The sequence below is a fragment of the Rhodococcus sp. IC4_135 genome, assembly GCF_011602025.1.
GTDB lineage: Bacteria > Actinomycetota > Actinomycetes > Mycobacteriales > Mycobacteriaceae > Rhodococcus_F > Rhodococcus_F baikonurensis.
The window spans coordinates 315,243-330,661 of sequence record NZ_JAAOLG010000004.1 but is presented as its reverse complement, the minus strand read 5'-3'; the positions used below and the strand labels follow the sequence as shown (position 1 = coordinate 330,661).

General features: G+C 64.3%; 16 protein-coding genes. 15 read left to right on the top strand and 1 reads right to left on the bottom strand.

What is annotated here, in order from left to right; genetic code table 11:
• The first annotated feature begins 56 nt into the window (after window positions 1-56).
• The 9 genes from G8767_RS11590 (at window position 57) to G8767_RS11550 (ending at window position 9,695) form a co-directional block, all read left to right on the top strand.
• Window positions 57-1,256, top strand: a complete 1,200-nt coding sequence (locus tag G8767_RS11590) for a glycosyltransferase 87 family protein (RefSeq protein WP_235172203.1) — start codon at window positions 57-59, stop codon at window positions 1,254-1,256.
• A 369-nt stretch (window positions 1,257-1,625) separates the two neighbouring features.
• Entirely contained in the window at window positions 1,626-1,946 is a 321-nt protein-coding gene (gene mihF / locus G8767_RS11585) for an integration host factor, actinobacterial type (protein WP_003944825.1), read from the top strand.
• A gap of 36 nt (window positions 1,947-1,982) precedes the next feature.
• Window positions 1,983-2,582 (top strand): guanylate kinase, encoded by a 600-nt coding sequence (gmk, locus tag G8767_RS11580; RefSeq protein ID WP_020907704.1) that lies wholly within the window; start codon window positions 1,983-1,985, stop codon window positions 2,580-2,582.
• Window positions 2,583-2,680: 98 nt separating this feature from the next.
• Window positions 2,681-2,980 carry a DNA-directed RNA polymerase subunit omega gene (gene rpoZ, locus G8767_RS11575; RefSeq protein ID WP_003944996.1) on the top strand — a complete coding sequence of 100 codons (300 nt, stop codon included), beginning with the start codon at window positions 2,681-2,683 and terminating at the stop codon, window positions 2,978-2,980.
• Window positions 2,981-3,024: 44 nt separating this feature from the next.
• Window positions 3,025-4,275 carry a bifunctional phosphopantothenoylcysteine decarboxylase/phosphopantothenate--cysteine ligase CoaBC gene (gene coaBC / locus G8767_RS11570; protein ID WP_085989960.1) on the top strand — a complete coding sequence of 417 codons (1,251 nt, stop codon included), beginning with the start codon at window positions 3,025-3,027 and terminating at the stop codon, window positions 4,273-4,275.
• Window positions 4,276-4,463: 188 nt separating this feature from the next.
• Window positions 4,464-5,678, top strand: coding sequence for a methionine adenosyltransferase (metK, locus tag G8767_RS11565; RefSeq protein ID WP_095970204.1), 1,215 nt, complete (start codon window positions 4,464-4,466; stop codon window positions 5,676-5,678).
• 25 nt (window positions 5,679-5,703) lie between these two features.
• Window positions 5,704-7,722, top strand: a complete 2,019-nt coding sequence (locus G8767_RS11560) for a primosomal protein N' (protein WP_346842979.1) — start codon at window positions 5,704-5,706, stop codon at window positions 7,720-7,722.
• Between the two features lie 100 nt (window positions 7,723-7,822).
• Window positions 7,823-8,581 carry a PadR family transcriptional regulator gene (locus G8767_RS35530; protein ID WP_240952158.1) on the top strand — a complete coding sequence of 253 codons (759 nt, stop codon included), beginning with the start codon at window positions 7,823-7,825 and terminating at the stop codon, window positions 8,579-8,581.
• 94 nt (window positions 8,582-8,675) lie between these two features.
• A complete protein-coding gene (locus G8767_RS11550; protein ID WP_166810218.1) occupies window positions 8,676-9,695 on the top strand; it encodes an alpha/beta fold hydrolase in 1,020 nt (339 codons plus the stop codon).
• Between the two features lie 27 nt (window positions 9,696-9,722).
• On the opposite strand, the gene G8767_RS11545 is transcribed toward G8767_RS11550, so the two are convergent.
• The gene (locus G8767_RS11545) at window positions 9,723-9,929 is read right to left on the bottom strand and encodes a hypothetical protein (RefSeq protein ID WP_003944900.1); all 207 of its coding nucleotides are present in this window, start codon (window positions 9,927-9,929) and stop codon (window positions 9,723-9,725) included.
• Between the two features lie 288 nt (window positions 9,930-10,217).
• On the opposite strand from G8767_RS11545, the gene fmt reads away from it, so the two are divergent.
• The 6 genes from fmt (at window position 10,218) to G8767_RS11515 (ending at window position 15,397) form a co-directional block, all read left to right on the top strand.
• Window positions 10,218-11,141 carry a methionyl-tRNA formyltransferase gene (fmt, locus tag G8767_RS11540; protein ID WP_166810217.1) on the top strand — a complete coding sequence of 308 codons (924 nt, stop codon included), beginning with the start codon at window positions 10,218-10,220 and terminating at the stop codon, window positions 11,139-11,141.
• Complete coding sequence (locus G8767_RS11535; RefSeq protein WP_124568634.1) at window positions 11,138-12,586, top strand: transcription antitermination factor NusB; 1,449 nt, start codon at window positions 11,138-11,140, stop codon at window positions 12,584-12,586. The genes fmt and G8767_RS11535 overlap by 4 nt, the downstream gene beginning before the upstream one ends.
• Window positions 12,587-12,626: 40 nt before the next feature.
• Window positions 12,627-12,974, top strand: a complete 348-nt coding sequence (locus G8767_RS11530; protein ID WP_095970197.1) for an MmcQ/YjbR family DNA-binding protein — start codon at window positions 12,627-12,629, stop codon at window positions 12,972-12,974.
• A gap of 64 nt (window positions 12,975-13,038) precedes the next feature.
• On the top strand, window positions 13,039-13,722 hold the full coding sequence (gene rpe, locus G8767_RS11525) for a ribulose-phosphate 3-epimerase (protein ID WP_019748384.1): 684 nt from the start codon (window positions 13,039-13,041) through the stop codon (window positions 13,720-13,722).
• Between the two features lie 8 nt (window positions 13,723-13,730).
• Window positions 13,731-14,783, top strand: coding sequence for a bifunctional diaminohydroxyphosphoribosylaminopyrimidine deaminase/5-amino-6-(5-phosphoribosylamino)uracil reductase RibD (ribD, locus tag G8767_RS11520; RefSeq protein WP_095970195.1), 1,053 nt, complete (start codon window positions 13,731-13,733; stop codon window positions 14,781-14,783).
• Between the two features lie 5 nt (window positions 14,784-14,788).
• The gene (locus G8767_RS11515) at window positions 14,789-15,397 is read left to right on the top strand and encodes a riboflavin synthase (RefSeq protein ID WP_166810216.1); all 609 of its coding nucleotides are present in this window, start codon (window positions 14,789-14,791) and stop codon (window positions 15,395-15,397) included.
• The last annotated feature ends 22 nt before the right edge of the window (window positions 15,398-15,419 follow it).

Below are 15,419 nucleotides of genomic sequence, written 5' to 3'. Positions count from 1 at the left end.
CCGTGAGTGACCTCGAGGCTCGTTCGAGCGATGGAACCCGGTGGTACCGTCCGTCGGTGAATCGTTGGTGGCAGATCGGACTTCTCATCGCGGCGTGCGCGCTGCTGGCCACCGGGTTCCAATCCGTCACCGGCGTACACGGCGACGATCTCGCCGTGTACCGGACGGCGGGTCAGGCCGTGCTCGACGGCTCGAACCTGTACGACGAATCGTTCAACGCGAGATTGCCGTTCACGTATCCGCCCTTCGCTGCGCTCGTCGCCGTTCCGGTCGCCTTGGGTTCGTGGGGCGCGGTCCAGTGGGGATGGAGTTTTGTCAGCCTCCTGATGCTGGCCGCGATCATCGTGCTCAGCTACCGCGAAGTCCCGTTCACGCGTAAGCGACCGGTCGTGGTCTACGTGGGTTTCCTGGTCCTGTGGACGGCAGCATCACCGATCTCCGATCACCTCGGGTACGGGCAGGTCGGGTTGTTCCTGACGCTCCTGTGTCTGATCGACGTGCTGGCTCGACCACGGTGGATTCCCGAGGGTGTGTTGGTGGGGATCGCCGGGGCGGTCAAACTGGTGCCGCTCGTCTACATCGGTTATTACGTGATCACCGGGCGCTGGAAAGCGGTTGCGGGCGGCCTCGCCGGCTTCCTCGGCGCAACGGCACTCGGCTTGGCGGTTCTCCCGCGCCAGACGATCGACTACTTCGGTGACATCGCCTCACTGTCGGGGCGCGTCGCTGTCGGCGACCCTTCTGTGTTCGGCAACCAGTCCGTGCGTGGAATGGCCTTGCGGCTACTTCCCGAGGGCCTGGTGGGTCCCGCATGGCTTTTCGCCTGTGCAGTGTTGGGTGTCGTCGGAATTGTCGCAACACGGCGTGCTCAGCGCCTGCGGGGTGATCTTGCCGGTTTCACGGTGGTGGCTCTGCTGGCGGCAGTCGTGACTCCCATTGCCTGGACCCACCATTTCGTGTGGTTGGTGCCGGCGGTGGGCGTGCTCCTGGTTCCGATCAAGCCAAGCGTGGGGGAGCGCACTCGAACCGTGCCCGTGTGGTCCTGGGTCGCCATCAGCCTCACTGCCGCAGTCGTCCTGTTTCGGCTTCCGCGAGTCGGTGCGGACATGGATGTCCCGGTCTTCGGCTTCGTACTGGAGAATTCATTGCTCTGGGCGAGCCTCGCGGTGGTCATCGCTCTGGCTGCCCCCGGTGTGAGCCGCACCGAACCCGAGACGGTCGACGCCGGCGATCCGAAATCGTCGCTGCAGACCTGAAAACAGGCCGCGACACGCGCATGGGCGTCGAAAATGCTCGAAAATTTTGGATGTGTCGGCGACCACGTTCATTCCCGCAGGTAACGATTTCGCACACGTACTCAGGGCGGTCATGCCGCGATTGACGAAATACTTTGTGTTACAGTCTATTTCGGTATTGTACTCACGTTCATGTTGCGCCGAATCCGTCTCGATCCTGCCGAAAATGGCGACGATCGGTGCCATCGATTCGACGCGCATAACCCACCGCGATCTGCATCGGACCGCGGGGGGTGGGTTAGCAATTCGCGCCAGGCGTGAGTACGGTCGCTATCGCTGCTGGTTATCAGCGGAATAGACAAAATTTGCACACGACGAGACGGAGGAACCGTGGCCCTTCCCCAGTTGACTGATGAGCAGCGCGCTGCTGCTTTGGAGAAGGCAGCTGCTGCCCGCAAGGCCAGGGCTGAGCTCAAGGAGCGCCTGAAGCGTGGCGGCACCGACCTCAAGCAGGTCCTCAAGGACGCCGAAGACAACGAAATCTTGGGCAAGATGAAGGTTTCGGCACTGCTCGAGGCGCTGCCCAAGGTGGGCAAGGTCAAGGCTCAGGAGATCATGACCGAGCTGGAGATTGCACCGACCCGTCGCCTTCGTGGCCTCGGTGATCGGCAGCGCAAGGCTCTGCTCACCAAGTTTGACTTCGAGGCCTGAGCCGACAAGTGATGATTGCTGACGCGGCAGTGTCTGATGATTGCTGACGCAACAGTGTCAGAGAGCAAGACCGCAGTGCGGAGGGGTCGGCTGGTTGTACTGGCCGGCCCTTCGGCTGTCGGTAAGTCCAGCGTCGTTCGCGAGCTGAGAACTCGGTTGCCCGAACTCGTTTTCAGTGTTTCGGCAACCACTCGCGATCCCCGTCCAGGTGAAGTGGACGGCAAGGACTACCGATTCACCTCCCGCGAAGAATTTCAACGGATGATCGACTCCGGTGAACTTCTCGAATGGGCGGAAATCCACGGCGGTCTGCAGCGCTCCGGCACCCCCGCAGCTCCGATCGAAGAAGCACTCGAAGCTGGAAAGCCCGTTCTCGTCGAGGTCGATCTCGCCGGAGCACGAGCTGTCCGGAAAGCGATGCCCGAGGCTCTGTTGGTGTTCATGGCTCCACCGAGCTGGGACGTTCTGGTGCAACGGCTGACCGGGCGAGGCACCGAAACGGAAGACGTCGTGGCACGGCGACTCGAGACGGCCCGAGTGGAATTGGCCGCACAGGACGAGTTCGACACGGTCATCGTGAACGAGGATGTAAGCCGTGCTTGCGATGAGTTGGTATCCTTGTTGGTTGGGAACTGATTCGGCACCCTTCGGGAACCGATTTCCATCCTGTTTCTCAGATATCCGGATCGATAAAACTAGTTCTTCAATGAAGATCTAATTCAGGAGACACAAGAGTGAGCAGCACTTCAGCCGCGTCCGCAGCAGGTCAGGGCGCTCTGCCTGCCTACGACACCCCGCTCGGCATCACCAACCCGCCGATCGACGAGTTGCTCGAACGCACCTCTTCCAAGTACGCCCTGGTGATTTACTCGGCCAAGCGTGCACGCCAGATCAACGACTACTACAACCAGCTCGGTGACGGCATCCTCGAATACGTCGGACCTCTGGTCGAGCCCGGTCTGCAGGAAAAGCCGCTGTCCATCGCGTTGCGTGAAATCCACGCTGATCTCCTCGAGCACACCGAAGGCGAGTGAGCACCACGTCTGCCGCACCCGAACCTCGTTCGGGTGTCGGGGGAGTGTCCGACGCACCCACATCGATACGTAAGCGCATTGTCGTCGGTGTCGGTGGGGGTATCGCCGCGTACAAAGCGTGCTCGATCATCCGCAGCTTCACCGAGAGCGGTCATCACGTCCGCGTGATTCCGACCGAATCCGCTCTGGAGTTCGTCGGCCGCGCGACGTTCGAAGCACTCTCCGGCAACCCGGTTCACACCGGCGTCTTCAACGACGTCCCGCAGGTTCCGCATGTCCGTCTCGGACAGGAAGCCGATCTCGTCGTCATCGCGCCGGCAACCGCTGATCTGATGGCGCGAGCTGTCATGGGTCGCGCAGACGACCTGTTGACGGCTACTTTGTTGACCGCGCGCTGTCCGGTCGTCTTCGCCCCAGCAATGCACACCGAGATGTGGGAGCACCCCGCAACGGTGTCCAACGTGGCGACACTGCGCTCGCGCGGCGTCCACGTGATCGAACCTGCCTCCGGGCGGTTGACCGGAAAAGACACCGGAGCGGGTCGACTTCCCGAACCCGACGAGATCGTCGGTTTGGCATCGTTGCTCCTCGAGCGCTCGGACGCGTTGCCGCGCGACCTGGAAGGTCGCCGCATTCTGGTCACTGCCGGCGGTACTCGCGAGCCGCTGGATCCCGTGCGCTTTCTCGGTAATCGCAGCTCGGGCAAACAGGGCTACGCGCTCGCCCGTCTGGCCGCACAACGCGGCGCGCACGTCACGCTGATCGCCGGCTACACGGCCGATCTCGCCGACCCCGCCGCTGTCGACGTCGTGCACATCAAGACGGCGGAAGATCTCCGATTGGCGGTGGAGAAGCACGCACCGGGACACGACGGAGTCGTCATGGCTGCGGCTGTCGCGGACTTCCGCCCCACCACCGTCGAAGGCAGCAAGATCAAGAAGGGCGCAAACGAACCCGACTCGATCAGCCTCACCAGAAACGCCGACATCCTCGCCGGTCTCGTCGAAGCGCGTCGTGACGGCGATCTGGATGCTCGAACGGTGATCGTCGGATTCGCCGCAGAGACCGGTGACGCCCACGGTGACGTTCTCACTTATGCCCGATCCAAGCTGGCCCGCAAAGGTTGCGATCTCCTCGTGGTCAATGCGGTCGGTGAGGGCAAGGCGTTCGAGGTCGATCACAACGACGGTTGGTTACTCGGTTCCGACGGCTCGGAGTCCGCTCTCGAACACGGATCCAAGGCTTTGATGGCCAGTCGAGTACTCGACGCCCTGGTCAAGCTCTTCCCCGAGTAGCGACACGCGCCCGGTGGTGAGAGTTACCCCACGATAATCGGGTGAGTACAAGGGTGTTGCGCAGGCGGTCCAACCGTTATCGTCGGCTCAGCCCCCAGCTAACAAAGCATGACAAAACGGTCACCGAACGGTGATTCGGATACTTCAATAAGCTGTAGTCAAGAACTCAGTCGTCGAGAGGGAGATCTGTGAGCAAGTCCGGCAGTCGGCTATTCACCAGCGAGTCCGTCACCGAGGGGCACCCGGACAAGATCTGTGACGCGATCAGCGACTCGATCCTCGACGCGCTGCTCACCCAGGACCCGCGCGCCCGCGTGGCCGTCGAGACACTGGTCACCACCGGCCAGGTTCACGTAGCCGGCGAGGTCACCACCACTGCGTACGCGGACATTCCGAAGATCGTGCGCGACACGGTCCTCGAAATCGGATACGACAGCTCCGCGAAGGGTTTCGACGGAAACTCGTGCGGTGTCAACGTCGCGATCGGCGCTCAGTCGCCCGAGATCGCGCAGGGTGTCGATCATTCGCACGAGGCTCGCGTCGACGGAATCAGCGACGACGAGATCGACCGTCAGGGTGCGGGCGACCAGGGCCTGATGTTCGGTTACGCCACCACGGACACGCCGGAACTGATGCCGCTGCCCATTGCGCTGGCTCATCGTCTCTCCCGCCGGTTGACCGAGGTCCGCAAGTCCGGCGTGTTGCCGTACCTGCGCCCGGACGGCAAGACCCAGGTCACCATCGAATACGACGGCGACAAGGCTGTCCGTCTCGACACCGTGGTCATCTCCACCCAGCACGCAGCGGACATCGATCTCGACAACCTGCTGACGCCGGACCTTCGCGAGAAAGTGCTCCATTCGGTGCTGGCCGATGTGAACCTCACCGACCTCGACACCTCCGACGTTCGCCTGCTGGTCAACCCGACGGGCAAGTTCGTCCTCGGTGGCCCGATGGGTGACGCCGGCCTGACCGGTCGCAAGATCATCGTCGACACGTACGGCGGAATGGCTCGCCACGGCGGTGGCGCGTTCTCCGGCAAGGACCCGTCAAAGGTCGACCGCAGTGCTGCCTACGCCATGCGTTGGGTAGCCAAGAACGCTGTTGCCGCGGGTCTGGCCGACCGCATCGAGGTTCAGGTTGCCTACGCCATCGGCAAGGCAGCTCCGGTCGGACTCTTCGTCGAAACCTTCGGCACCGAGAAGACCGATCCGGCACGGATCCAGAAGGCGATCACCGAGATCTTCGACCTGCGTCCGGGAGCGATCATCCGCGACCTCGACCTGCTGCGCCCGATCTACGCGCAGACGGCAGCATACGGTCACTTCGGTCGCACCGACATCGATCTTCCGTGGGAGAGCACCGATCGCGCCGACAAGCTGCGTAGCGCAGCTGGTCTCTGATCACTGACGTACAGACGGGGCGCGGGTGGGCGCGGAAAGAGTAGCGGCAGAAGTCGACCCGGTCGCCCGGGTGCTGCCGATGCTCCCGCTCGCTCACCTCGACCGTGAATTCGACTACCTCGTTCCTCGTGAACTCGAAGCGGATGCGCAGCCCGGAGTCCGGGTGCGCATCCGCTTCGCTGGTCGTCTGGTGGACGGTTTCATCGTCTCGCGCGAGGCAACCAGTGACCATCAGGGGAAGTTCGGCTGGCTCGAACGCGTCATCTCGTCCGAGCGTGTCCTGACGGCCGAAATCGCGCAAGTCGTCGATCGAGTGGCGGAGCGTTATGCCGGAACCCGTGCCGATGTCCTCCGCTTGGCGGTGCCGCCGCGCCACGCGAAGGTCGAGGCGGAACCGTGGGAGCTCGGCGCGCCGCCGCCCGCTCCTGAACCGATCGAAAATGGTTGGCATCTCTACAGATTCGGTGACGCCTTCCTGTCCGCGATTCGCGAGTCGAAAAGCCCGCGTGCGGTCTGGCAGGCTTTGCCTGGTGAAAACTGGCCACTGCGCCTGGCCGAACTGGCCGGTGCTGTAGCGGCCAGTGGTAAATCCGCGATCCTGGTTGTGCCCGATCAACGCGATCTGGACCGCGTCGTCGCCGCATGTACCGAACTCTCCGGAGCGGATGCAGTGGTGGGTCTGTCCGCGGGCCTGGGGCCGGCCATGCGATACCGAAGGTGGCTCGCAGCGCTGCGCGGGACCGCCCGGATCGTCGTCGGCACGCGGAGCGCTGTTTTTGCGCCGACACCTGAGACCGGTCTGGTCGTCGTCTGGGACGACGGCGACGACAATCTCTCCGAGCCACGGTCGCCGTATCCGCACGCCAGGGAAGTTGCCGTCCTGCGGGGCTACGTCGCCGGGTGCGCCGTCGTGATCGGTGGGTTCTCACGTACGGCAGAATCGCAGGTACTCGTCGACTCGGGATGGGCGCACGATCTGGTCGCCACGCGGGACGTCGTTCGTGCTCACGCACCCAAGATCACCGCGCTGGCTGACAGTGATCAAGCCTTGGCCCGCGATCCGGGAGCCAGAGCGGCTCGTTTGCCCGCTATTGCATTCGCGGCCGCGCGGCGTGCTCTGGGTGAGGGCAACGGCGTCCTGGTGCAGGTGCCTCGGCGAGGATACGTGCCGACCTTGGCCTGCGGAAAGTGCCGTGCCCCGGCACGGTGCCGTCGGTGCAACGGCCCGCTCGCTCTTCCCGCTGCGGCAGGCCCGGACGGCGCCGGCACACCGGTGTGCCGCTGGTGCGGGGTTGCCGATGCCGCCTACCGATGTCACGCGTGCGGTGCGAAAGCGTTGCGCGCGGTGGTGGTTGGTGCCGGTCGGACCGCCGAAGAACTCGGGCGAGCGTTTCCCGGTGTGAAAGTTGTTCTGTCCGGGGGCGGTGACGTGGTCAAGGAACTTCCACACGGGCCTGCGTTGGTGGTGTCGACGGTCGGTGCGGAGCCGGTGATGACCGGCGGCTACGGCGCCGCACTCTTGCTCGACGGGTGGGCACTGCTCGGACGGCCCGATCTTCGCGCCGCCGAGGAAACACTCAGGCGCTGGATGTCGGCTGCTGCCATGGTGATTCCGCTGTCCGAAGGCGGTGAAGTCGTAGTTGTCGCGGACTCGGGTATCCCTACGGTGCAGGCGTTGGTCCGGTGGGATCCGGTGGGGCACGCACAGTCTCAATTCGAGGAACGAGACGAGGTCGGCTTTCCTCCGGCCGTTCACATGGCTGCGATCGACGGTGGATCCGCAGCAATTGCGGAGTTGGTGGAGTCGGCGGAATTGCCAGCAAGCGCTGTACTCCTCGGTCCAGTGGAATTGCCTGCGGGGGAGAGACTTCCGTATTCCGGTGAGGACGAGAGTGGTGTCGCGCCAGAGCGAATGCTGGTCCGCGTTCCACGCAAGGACGGTCGGGGTCTTGCGGACGCACTGGCACATGCGCGAGCGGCACGCAGTGCGCGGAAGTCATCGGGTCCGGTCCGCATTCAGATCGACCCACGCCGCATCGGCTGAGTTTCGAGCTGTCAGAGGCATGCTTGTGTGCCGCGAAGATCTTGCACAACCCGGTATGGCGATATATCGTCGAACTATCAACGATAGTGATGGAGGTTTGATGATGGATGCAAGTTTCCCGAACGAGGGGATGTTCGGCCGGCGCGGTTTCTTCGGCGCTTTCGGGCGTGAACAGCGGCCGCCATTCGTGATGTGGGTGCCGACGGACGACGGCGCACCGGGCGCTGGTCCGGGCGATCGAGACGGTGGACGACGCGGTCGACCGCATGAGCGCCCCGGCTTCGGTGAGATGCCACGCAGAGGCTATCGGCGTGGTCGTTTCGGTCCCGACGGCGGACCTGGCCCCGGGTTCGGTCCGGGCGCACAATTCGGTCGGGGGCGAGGACGTGGTGGGCGCGGTCGTCGGGGGGACGTGCGCGCCGCGATCTTGCTGTTGATCGCCGAAGAGCCGATGCACGGCTACGAATTGATTCAGCAGATCGTCGAGCGTAGCGGTGGCGTCTGGAAGCCGAGTCCGGGCTCCATTTATCCCGCGCTGTCCCAACTCGAGGACGAAGGACTGGTGATCATCGAAAAGGTCGCCGGCCGCAAGACTGCCAAGCTGACCGAGGAAGGCGTCGCGTACGTCGAGGAGCATCGCGCCGATCTCGGGGCGCCGTGGGATGACGTTCGTCTCAGCGTGGGGGAGCCGGAGCAGGACCTTCGTGAACTGATCGGACAGTTGATGGGCGCGGCCGGTCAAGTGGCCGCTGTAGGCACGCCCGCGCAGGTCAAGGCCGCAGCCGACGTGCTGGTCGAGGCACGCAAGTCGCTGTACCGAGTGCTTGCCGGCGACGATGCCGGTGAAGGCGGCAATTGAGACGTCGGATACCTACTGTTCGGTAGGGTATGCGCCTCGAAGTTTCTGGTGTTACGGTCAGCTCCCTCGTAGGATCAGAGCAGGAGCAGGAACAATGGCTGGCGTCAAACGGTCTGTGGGACTGACATTTTCGGTAGCAGTGGCGCTGCTGATCGGGGCACCGCCCGCGATATCGGCTGCCGCACCGTCGCTGCCGTCTTCGAGTGCCGACGCGATGGATGTTCCCCTCGACATCGGCCCGGGTCAGGCGACCCGTTCCGTTGCTACGGCATATGCGCATGCTCATCCCGGATCTGCCCCTGCCGGGTCGAACGATTTCGGCTGTGCGCCCTCCGCAGCGCATCCTCGGCCGGTTGTGCTCGCCCACGGAACCGACACCGAGGCGTATGCAGATTGGGCGGCTCTGTCGCCGGCACTGGCAGCCGACGGCTACTGCGTTTTCGCTCTCAATTACGGCGGTGTGATCAAAGAACAAGACGGGGATGTCGCGCACGAGACCTACGGCGTCGGAGACATCGTCGGTAGTGCCACCGCGTTCGGTTCTTTCGTCGATCAGGTACTGACCGCGACGGGTGCGGACAAGGTCGACGTCATCGGGTACTCCCAAGGCGCGACGGTGACGCGGTACTACGTCAACAAGATGGGCGGGGACGCGTACGTCGATCATTGGGTCGGTCTGGCGTCTCCGACCTACGGCGGCATGATGTTCGGATTGGTGCCGATCGTCCGCGCGATCCCCGGTGGAGAAGATTTTGTCGAAGATGTCTTCTCGCGAGCTGTCCGAGAGCAGATGCAGGGGTCGGATATGTTGAACGCTCTCAACGACGGCGGTGACACGGTAACCGGCGTCCGCTACACGACAATCGGGTCCACTGTCGACGAGATGATCCAGCCGTCCTCGAACATCGCGCTGCGCGACGCCGGTGCAGAAAACATCGTTCTCCAGGACCTGTGTCCGTCGAACCTGACCGGCCACTTCCGCATGCCGTACGACCCCTACGTGATCGATGTCATCCGGACGGTCCTCGACCCCGATGCCGAGCGGCACGCTACGTGCAGCGCGGTGCCGCTCGGCACGGATATTCCGCAAGTGGTCATCGATGCCAATTCGTGAGCACCGACATCACCTCGGTCGGGATCCTTACTCGGCGAGCTTGGCAGTGGCCTGAGCCCACAGGAAGAACTTGTTGGTTCCCAGATCGCGGACCGTCTTGATGTTGAACGCTGCCTTCAAATGCTCTGCATCCGAATCGCTTACACCGTTGAGTGCCGCGACCGGGGCATCCGCCAATTCTTCGACGGACTTTCCCGCGTAGGCCTTGTCGAACTTACTGTCGATGCCTGCCATCTAAGTTCCTCCGTGTGATCGGTGTATCCCGTATCAGCCTTCGCCGAGTGGCGACGACAGAAACAGTCAATACCGACGACCGGTGAATCTGCAGGGTTCTGATCAAAGAAATTGCTGAGAAAGTGGTTCGGTGTGGCGCGAGGTAGGTCGTAGCTCCCGCAGTCCTTAGACTGACAGTTCCACCCACCGACACATCCGGGAGCATTTTCGTGAGTTGCAGTCCACCGCGTTCGACAGGCCGATCGGCTGATCAGAGTCCGAAGAGCCCACCGAAACGGGAGAGCTGACATGCGCGTCGTGTTCGCCGGAACACCGGAACCCGCGGTTCCGTCACTGCGTCGTCTCATCGAGTCCGCCAACCACGAAGTGGTAGCCGTCGTCACGCGTCCGGACGCCGTCGCGGGCCGTGGTCGCAAAGTCACCCGCTCGCCGATCGGTCTCCTTGCCGACGAGCACGGCATCCCGGTGCTGACGCCGGCCAAGGCGTCCGATCCCGACTTCGCAGCCGAACTTGCCCGCCTCGAGCCGGACTGCGCACCCGTCGTCGCCTACGGAAACCTGTTGCCGCAGAACATCCTCGACATTCCGAAACACGGTTGGGTCAATCTGCATTTCTCGCTGCTTCCCGCCTGGCGCGGCGCCGCGCCGGTGCAGGCCGCGATCAGTGCCGGTGACGAGGTGACCGGCGCCAGCGCATTTCGTTTGGAGGCCGGCATGGATACGGGCCCGGTGTACGGAGTGATGACCGAGCGGATTCGTGACACCGACACGGCAGGCGATCTACTCGGGCGTCTGGCAGAAAATGGCGCGGCTCTGCTCGAATCGGTTCTCGACGGACTCGAGGCCGGAGAGATCAACGCGGTTCCGCAGTCAGCCGACGGCGTCTCGTACGCCCCCAAAGTAACGGTGGACGCCGCCCGCGTGCGGTGGGAATTGCCCGCCCGCACGATCGACCGTCACATCCGCGCCGTCACACCGGCGCCCGGCGCGTGGACGATGATCGGTGACCTTCGAGTCAAGGTCGGCCCGGTCACCGTCACGGACGAGACCCTGGCCGTCGGCGAGATCTCGGTACGCAAGGATGGTCTCTACATCGGTACCGCGACCACCGCGGTACGACTCGGGCAGATTCAGCCCCCGGGCAAGAAATTGATGTCGGCAGGGGACTGGGCACGCGGTGCCCGACTCGACGCGGAGGTACGAGCACAGTGACCGAATCACGACGACCGGCACGGCGGACACAGGGCCCCGGAGCCAAGAGCGCAGCCGGTGGCAAGAACACCAAGCCGAAGCAGGCCAAGCGCCCGGATCCGGCAACCGCCGGGCTCGATCAGCCGCGTCTGGCAGCGCGTGACGTCCTGCGCGCGGTCCGTGAACGTGACGCATACGCGAACCTGGTTCTGCCGGGACTGCTTCGCGACCGCAAACTCGACGCACGCGACGCTGCGCTGGCAACCGAGCTCGCGTACGGCGCGGCCCGCGCCCAGGGCCTCCTGGATGCGGTCATCGCCCATGCAGCGGGTCGGCCGATCGAAGAGATCGACGGAACTCTGCTCGATGTTCTCCGACTCGGCTCGTACCAACTGCTGCGCACTCGTGTCGCACCGCACGCTGCCGTCGCCACCTCGGTCGACCTCGTTCGCGCCGAAAACGGCCAGGGCCGAGCGGGATTCGTCAACGCGGTCCTGCGCCGCGTCTCCGAACGCACCCAGGACGAGTGGGTCGAACTGCTGGCCCCGAAGGACCCGGTCGGCCGTCTCGCCTTCGAGCACGCGCACCCCCTGTGGATCGCGCAGGTCTTCGCCGACTCCCTCGGCGCTGCTGCCGGAGAACTCGAAGAAGTACTGATCGCCGACGACGCCCGCCCTGCCGTGCACCTCGTCGCCCGCCCCGGTGAGATCTCTGCCGAGGAGCTCGCATTGGTCACCGGTGGGGAAATCGGACCGTACTCGCCGTACGCCGTACATCTCGACGGCGGCGACCCCGGACAGCTCGAGGCGGTCCGCCAAGGTTTGGCAGGCGTGCAGGACGAGGGCAGTCAGCTGGTTGCCCGCGCCCTCAGCATTGCTCCCCTCGAAGGTGAAGACGCCGGCCGCTGGCTCGACCTCTGCGCAGGTCCGGGTGGCAAGGCAGCGCTTCTCGGCGCTCTCGCCGGTATCGAAGGCGGGCGCCTCGACGCCGTCGAGCCCGTCGAACACCGCGCCGAACTGATCCGCAAGACGACTCGCGAGCTTCCCGTGGACGTACACGTGGCGGACGGCCGCGAATCGGGACTCGAACCCGGATACGACCGCATCCTCGTCGACGCCCCCTGCACCGGGTTGGGTGCGCTGCGTCGGCGCCCGGAAGCCCGTTGGCGTCGCCAGCCGTCCGATGTGGCTCCGCTCGTGAAGTTGCAGCGTGAATTGCTTGCCGCTGCAATCGAACTGGTGCGCCCCGGCGGGGTGGTGCTCTACTCGACGTGCTCGCCGCACCTGTCGGAAACGCTCGCAGTGGTAGCCGATGCCGTGCGCCGTCATGGCGTCGTCGAACTCGACACCAAGGAATTGGTGCCCGGTGTTCCGGACGTCGGAGACGGGTCTTCGGTTCAGTTGTGGCCGCATCGCCACGGGACCGATGCGATGTTCATGGCCGCTTTGCGCAAGCCGCTGGCCTGATCGGATGACTTCTGGGCATCGGTAGTCGTATGGTGCCTACATGGTTACGTGGGAACAGGTTGTAGTACTGGGTTCGGCTCTTCCCTCCGTGGAGGAGTCGACCTCGTACAACACCCCGGCACTCAAGGTGGCAGGCAAGACTTTTGCGCGGCTCCGCACCGAAGCGGAGGGTGCCTTGGTCGTGATGTGCGGCCTGGACGAGAAGGAGGCGCTACTCGCCAGTGGTGAGGCGCCCTTCTTCACCACGGATCACTATCACGGTCACGGCTCGATCCTCGTGCACCTCGAACTGATCGACGAGGTACAACTTGCGGAGATGCTCGAAGATGCGTGGCGGATCAAGGCACCCGCCAAGGTGCGCAAGCTGCGGAGTGTCGTGAAGAACTGACCAGGGCGCACCTGCCCCGTGGTGCATGCGCGGTCGGCGATGAGACACAGCTAAACTCGGCGTCGTGGCTTCCCCGATGATTGCACCGTCCATTCTGTCCGCAGATTTCGCTCGACTCGCCGATGAAGCGACTGCCGTGTCCGGCTCCGACTGGCTTCACGTCGACGTGATGGACGCGCATTTCGTTCCCAATCTCACGCTGGGTCTGCCGGTGGTCGAGAGTCTGCTGAAGGCGACGGACATTCCGCTCGACTGCCACCTCATGATCGAGAACCCGGAGCGTTGGGCGCCGCCGTACGCCGAGGCCGGCGCGTACAACGTCACGTTCCACGCCGAGGCCACCGACGACCCGCGTTCGGTTGCCCGCGATATTCGTGCGGCCGGTGCCAAGGCGGGGCTGAGCATCAAGCCCGGAACCCCGATCGACGACTACCTCGAAATCCTCAAGGACTTCGACACACTCCTGATCATGAGCGTCGAACCCGGATTCGGTGGTCAGTCCTTCATGCCGCAGGTGCTCGACAAGGCACGTGCAGTTCGCAAGCTCGTCGATTCGGGTGAGCTGACGCTCCTCGTCGAAATCGACGGCGGCATCAACGCTTCCACGATCGAGCAGGCCGCCGAAGCAGGGATCGACTGCTTCGTCGCCGGTTCGGCGGTGTACGGAGCGAGTGATCCCGGTGAGGCCGTGCGCAAGCTCCGCGCGCAGGCCGCCTCGGCGTCGCCGCACCTGACGCTGTCGGTCTGAGCCGCTCGATGGCAAAGGGTGGACAGGCGTCGACGGCTGATCTCGACGCCGCGATGCAGATTGCGCTTGCTGCAGCTGATTCCGCGCGCGGATTCACCAGCCCCAACCCGCCGGTCGGCGCGGTCATCCTCGCCGCCGACGGCACCATTGCGGGCGTCGGAATGACGCAACCTCCCGGTGGACCGCACGCGGAGGTCGTGGCTCTCGACGAGGCCGGCGATGCGGCACGTGGCGGAACGGCAGTGGTGACACTGGAACCGTGCAATCACCAGGGACGAACCGGCCCCTGCTCGCAGGCATTGATCGACGCCGGAGTTTCGGCGGTTGTCTACGCCGTCGGTGATCCCAATCCGGAAGCCTCCGGGGGTGCAGCGACGCTCATGCGAGCCGGAATCAGCGTCACGGCCGGACTGCGAGCACCCGAGGTGGAGGCAGGTCCACTGCGAGCCTGGCTGCACAAGCAGCGCACCGGTCGCCCGCACATCACGTGGAAGTACGCGGCCAGTCTGGACGGACGCAGCGCCGCCGAGGACGGAACGAGTCAGTGGATCACCGGTCCGCAGGCGAGAGCGCGCGTACATGCGCAGCGGGCGCAGATCGACGCGATCGTGGTCGGCACCGGCACCGTGTTCGCCGACGATCCGTGGCTGACGGCGCGTCAGCCCACGGGCGAGCTCGCGGCGCACCAGCCCGTGCGCGTCGTCGTCGGTAAGCGTGAAATACCTTCGACTGCAAGCATTCTCGACGACACCGCGCCGACTCTGGTGCTCAACACCGACAACATCGCCGAAGTGGTCGAGGCGTTGGGGGAGTACACGGACGTACTTCTCGAGGGTGGGCCCCGCCTGGCCGGAGCATTCCTCGCCGCCGGATATGTCGACGTGATCGAGGCGTACATCGCTCCGATACTGCTCGGCGCGGGCGCTTCCGCACTCGTCGACGCCGGAGTGCACACCATCACCGACGCCCACCGATTCCGTTTGGAGTCCGCGGTAACGATCGGTCCCGATATTTTGTTGAGTCTGGTTCCGGAGAGTTCTGCTCCGGGGAACGAGGAGTAGGGCGCGTGTTCACAGGAATTGTGGAAGAACTCGGCGAAATCGTCGCCAAGGAAGAACTGGTCGATGCTGCACGCTTCACGGTGCGCGGGCCACTGGTCACCTCCGACGCCGGTCACGGTGATTCGATCGCGGTGAACGGTGTGTGCCTGACGGTGGTCGACGTGCTTGCCGACGGTTCGTTCACCGCAGACGTCATGCAGGAAACGTTGAATCGCTCGAGCCTGGCGAAGTTGGATGTCGGCTCTCGCGTCAACCTCGAGCGTGCCGCGGCGCTGAACAGCCGACTCGGCGGCCACCTGGTTCAAGGGCACGTCGACGGAACAGGCCATGTCATCTCCCGCTCGCCGTCCGAGAACTGGGAGGTAGTGCGGATCGCACTGCCGGAGTCCATTTCCCGTTATGTCGTGGAGAAGGGTTCGATCACCGTCGACGGAGTCTCGCTCACGGTCTCCGCGCTGGGCGGCGACCGCGGGTTCGAGTACTTCGAGATCTCGCTGATCCCGACAACGCTCGAGTTGACGACACTTGGTACCGCTGTGGTCGGTACTCCGGTCAACCTCGAGGTGGACGTGATCGCGAAGTACGTCGAGCGGCTTCACTCTGCCGGTCGGTAGGACCAGGCTGATCGGACCCGTC